Source organism: Pseudomonas sp. UBA4194 (genome assembly GCF_002379585.1).
Classification (GTDB): Bacteria; Pseudomonadota; Gammaproteobacteria; order Pseudomonadales; family Pseudomonadaceae; genus Aquipseudomonas.
Genome location: NZ_DFUE01000056.1, coordinates 95469 through 99562 on the forward strand (window position 1 = coordinate 95469; position 4094 = coordinate 99562).

At 63.6% G+C, this 4094-nt stretch carries 4 protein-coding genes and 1 riboswitch; of the genes, 3 read left to right on the forward strand and 1 reads right to left on the reverse strand.

Annotated elements, in window-relative coordinates; all coding sequences use genetic code 11:
- The first annotated feature begins 72 nt into the window (after positions 1 to 72).
- The 3 genes from B3397_RS14360 to B3397_RS14370 all read left to right on the forward strand — a co-directional run bounded on the left by B3397_RS14360 (position 73) and on the right by B3397_RS14370 (position 2912).
- Positions 73 to 1035: a 2-hydroxyacid dehydrogenase gene (locus tag B3397_RS14360; RefSeq protein ID WP_296251186.1), complete on the forward strand. Its 963-nt coding sequence runs from the start codon at positions 73 to 75 to the stop codon at positions 1033 to 1035.
- 45 nt (positions 1036 to 1080) lie between these two features.
- A complete protein-coding gene (locus B3397_RS14365; RefSeq protein ID WP_296251188.1) occupies positions 1081 to 2076 on the forward strand; it encodes a class I SAM-dependent methyltransferase in 996 nt (331 codons plus the stop codon).
- Between the two features lie 40 nt (positions 2077 to 2116).
- Positions 2117 to 2234, forward strand: a riboswitch (yybP-ykoY riboswitch).
- Positions 2235 to 2324: 90 nt separating this feature from the next.
- Positions 2325 to 2912, forward strand: a complete 588-nt coding sequence (locus B3397_RS14370; RefSeq protein WP_296251191.1) for a TMEM165/GDT1 family protein — start codon at positions 2325 to 2327, stop codon at positions 2910 to 2912.
- A 95-nt stretch (positions 2913 to 3007) separates the two neighbouring features.
- Here the strand turns inward: B3397_RS14370 and B3397_RS14375 are convergent, their stop codons facing one another.
- Positions 3008 to 3829: a M48 family metallopeptidase gene (locus tag B3397_RS14375; RefSeq protein ID WP_296251193.1), complete on the reverse strand. Its 822-nt coding sequence runs from the start codon at positions 3827 to 3829 to the stop codon at positions 3008 to 3010.
- Positions 3830 to 4094: the final 265 nt, after the last annotated feature.

The following is a 4094-nucleotide window of genomic DNA, read 5'->3' on the forward strand; positions in this document are numbered from 1 at the left end:
GAGGGGACCATTCACCCCCGATCCCCCTGCCTGCTATGGTAAAGCCTCCAAACCATCGCAAAAGGTCCCCCCATGCCCGCCACCCGTGCCGCGTTCCTCGACTACAGCTCCCTGGACCTGGGCGACCTGGACCCTGCTCCCCTGAAGGCTAGCTTCGATGAACTGCAGTTCCACCCCAGTACCCAGCCGGCCGAACTGATCGAGCGTATGCAGGGGCTTACGGCCGTCATCAGCAACAAGATTCACCTGTCCGCCGACACCCTCAAGGCGTGCCCGGACCTCAAGCTCATTCTGGTCTCGGCCACCGGCACCAACAATGTCGACCTGAACGCCGCTCGCGAGCTGGGCATAACCGTCACCAACTGCCAGGGCTATGGCACTCCTTCGGTCGCCCAGCACACCCTGATGCTGTTGCTGGCCCTGGCCACCCGCCTGCCCGACTATCAACGGGCGATTGCCGCCGGCCAATGGCAAACGTCCAAGCAGTTCTGCCTGTTGGACTTCCCCATCGTCGAACTGGAAGGCAAGACCCTCGGCCTGCTCGGTCATGGCGAGCTCGGTGGTGCGGTGGCGCGTCTGGCCGAAGCCTTCGGCATGCGTGTGCTGTCGGGGCAGATTCCCGGCCGTCCGGCCCGCCCTGATCGGCTCCCACTGGCCGAACTGCTGCCGCAGGTGGATGCCTTGACCCTGCACTGCCCACTCAACGAACACACGGCCAACATGATCGGCGCCGCCGAACTGGCGCTGCTCAAGCCCAGTGCCTTTGTGGTCAATACCGCACGCGGCGGCATCATCGATGAGCAGGCCTTGGCCGACGCCCTGCGCTCTGGCCATCTGGGCGGTGCCGCCACCGACGTTCTCAGCGTCGAGCCTCCGGTGCACGGCAACCCGTTGCTGGCCAGCGATATCCCGAGGCTGATCGTCACCCCCCACAGCGCCTGGGGCAGTGTCGAGGCGCGTCAGCGGATCATTGGCCAACTGGCGGAGAATGCTCGCGGCTTTTTCAGCGGCCAACCGGTGCGTGTAGTCAGTTAACCCTGCGGGGTCTGGTAGAATCCGCGCTTTTTCCAGGAGTCTCCCATGGACCCGCGCAGTGAAGTGCTGCTTCGCCAGGCCAACATGTTCGAAGGTCAATTGCTGCTGGCCGGGCTACCTGCCGACGACCTGTTGAGCAAATTGCCCCAGGCCCGAGGCTGGTGCTGGCATGCGGGAGACCAGGCAGGCTTGGACGCGCGCTTCGAGGGCCGCAGCCATTTTGGCGTGAACGCTCCCGAGCAACCGTTCACCAGCGCGGTGTTGTTCCTGCCCAAATCCCGGGATCTCGCCAATTATCTGCTCAACGCCCTGGCGTCCCGCCTGGCGGGCGGCGAGCTGTTTCTGGTGGGCGAGAAACGCGCGGGCATCGAAGGCGCTTCCAAGCAACTGCATGCATTCGGCAAACCGCGCAAGCTGGACAGTGCCCGCCACTGCCAGCTCTGGCAGGTCACCATCGAACATCCGCCCGTGGCCGTCGAGCTGGAGTCCCTTGCGCAACGCTACGAGCTGACTGTCGGTGACCAGCCGCTGAGCGTCATCAGCCTGCCGGGGGTCTTCAGCCATGGCCGTCTGGACCGGGGCACGGCGCTGCTGCTTGACCACCTGAACGGACTGCCCCGCGGCCATGTGCTGGATTTCGGTTGCGGTGCGGGCGTGCTGGGCGCCAGCCTCAAGCGGCGCTACCCGGATAGCCAGCTGACCCTGTTGGACGTGGACGCCTTCGCCACCGCCAGCAGCCGCCTGACCTTGGCCGCCAATGGCCTGGAGGCCGAGGTGATCAGCGGCGACGGCATCGATGCCGCGCCACGCTATCTGGACGCGATCCTGAGCAATCCGCCGTTCCACACCGGCGTGCACACCAATTATCACGCCTCCGAAACCCTGTTGCGAAAGGCCGGCGACCATCTGAAAAAAGGCGGTGAACTGAGGCTTGTCGCCAACAGCTTCCTGCGCTATCAGCCGCTGATCGAAGCGACCCTGGGCAACTGCCATACGCTCGCCGAGGGCCAGGGCTTCAAGATCTATCGCGCCATCAAGTAGGAATCTTCGCTTGCCCAATCTGCCGCGCCTAGGCAGAATCCGCACCGTCCTAGGGGAGTAGTCTCCCACGAGCGCCAGCTCGCATGGCACGCGTCAACATACTTGGCCCACAGGCCATGGCGCGTGCGACCCAGAGGCCGCCCAGACGGCCCGGGTTTGACAAGACCTATGACACGCACACCTTACCCGGGGCGGGGAGGCTGTACGTGTCATAGCCGTGTCGACCCGCCCCCATAGGAAAACCCCTGATGTTGGAATCCCTTCTCGTCCCTACCGGGCTGGTCGCCTTGGCTGAAATCGGCGACAAGACGCAACTGCTCGCCTTGATTCTGGCCGCGCGCTTTCGCAAGCCCTGGCCGATCATTGCCGGTATCGTGGCGGCCACCCTGGCCAACCACGCCGCCGCTGGTGCCGTGGGGGCCTGGTTCAGCAGTTTCTTTTCCGATGCCACCCTGCACTGGATTCTGGCCGCCAGCTTCGCTGCGACCGCGCTCTGGACCCTGGTGCCGGACAAGATCGATGATGACGAAGCGAACACCGCACGCCGCTACGGCCCGTTCATGACCACGCTGATTGCGTTCTTCATCGCCGAAATCGGTGACAAGACGCAAGTCGCCACGGTGATGCTGGCGGCGCAGTATCCGCACCTGCTGATGGTGATCATCGGCACCACCCTGGGCATGCTGATTGCCAATGTGCCCGTGGTGCTGGCAGGAAATTTCGCGGCCGACAAGCTGCCCCTCACGCTGATCCGTCGACTGGCGTCGGCGGCGTTCTTCATTCTGGCGTTCGTGGCGGTGTACAAGGCGATGCAGGTGAGTGGTTGGGTGGCATAGGTTGAGATCGTGGAGCGGCTGTTCGCCTGTGCCACGGACCAAAGAGATCCTCTGTAGGAGCGGCGTCAAGCCGCGAACAGCCGCCCCCCGATCGATCAGGACTTCTTCGCCTGCTCGTACAACGGCATCACTTTCGGAATGGCCGCCTGCAACGATGAAATTCGGCTGGCTGAGGCCGGGTGGGTACTCATGAACTCGGGCGGCGAGTTACTGCCTGCCGCTGCAGTCATTTTGTTCCACAGCGTGATTGCCGCATTCGGGTCATAGCCAGCGCGGGCCGACAGCTCCAGGCCAAACAGATCGGCCTCGTTCTCGTTGCTTCGGCTGTTGGGCAGGGTCAGGCTGTAGTTGACCACGGTGTCGGCCAGCGCCAGGCTGTCTTCGCCCAGGCCCAACAGGGCACCAGCGCCGCTACGTGCCATCTGGATGCCATAGGCCTTGGACATCGCTTCACGACCGTGTTCGCGCAGGGCGTGGGCGATCTCATGGCCCATCACCGCGGCGATCTCGTCGTCGCTCAGTTTCAATTTGTCGATCAGTCCCGTGTAGAAAATGATCTTGCCGCCAGGGCCGCAGTTGGCGTTGAGTTCATCGCTCTTGATCAGATTCACTTCCCACTGCCACTGGGCCGAATCCGGCCGCAGCTTGGGCGCCTGAGCGATCAGCCGGTCGGCGATGGCCTGGACGCGTTTGGCTTCGGCACTGGTCTTGTCCAGCACGCCCTTGCCGCTGGCTTCGGTCAGGGTCTGCTGGTAGGACTGCGCGTACATCTTGTTCACCTCGTCGGTGGACAACATGCTGAACATGTACTGCTTGCGCTCGACGCCCACGGCGCCGGAGCTGGTGGTGTTGACCGCCTGGCAGCCGGCCAGCAGCACACTGGCCGCCAGTGCGGCAGGAACGAAAAACTTGCCCATCGAGACTCTCCCGGAAAACCTGCCGGTATCCTACTGTGTATCGACCCTGACACATACCCCTGGGGTGGTGTGGTGTTTGGGACGCGGCTTACGCCGCTGCTACGGGAGATTGCATGAACGTCTGACGCGGCTTACGCCGCTGCTACGGGAGATTGCATGAATGTTTGGGACGCGGCTTACGCCGCTGCTACGGGAGATTGCATGAGCGTCTGACGCGGCTTACGCCGCTGCTACGGGAGATTGCATGAATGTTTGGGACGCGGCT

What these genes read in the sequence shown, in the direction of transcription:
- B3397_RS14375 (WP_296251193.1), bottom strand. Translation starts at nt 3,829, where the DNA reads ATGGGCAAGTTTTTCGTTCCTGCCGCACTGGCGGCCAGTGTGCTGCTG.
- B3397_RS14360 (WP_296251186.1), top strand. Translation starts at nt 73, where the DNA reads ATGCCCGCCACCCGTGCCGCGTTCCTCGACTACAGCTCCCTGGACCTG.
- B3397_RS14370 (WP_296251191.1), top strand. Translation starts at nt 2,325, where the DNA reads ATGTTGGAATCCCTTCTCGTCCCTACCGGGCTGGTCGCCTTGGCTGAA.
- B3397_RS14365 (WP_296251188.1), top strand. Translation starts at nt 1,081, where the DNA reads ATGGACCCGCGCAGTGAAGTGCTGCTTCGCCAGGCCAACATGTTCGAA.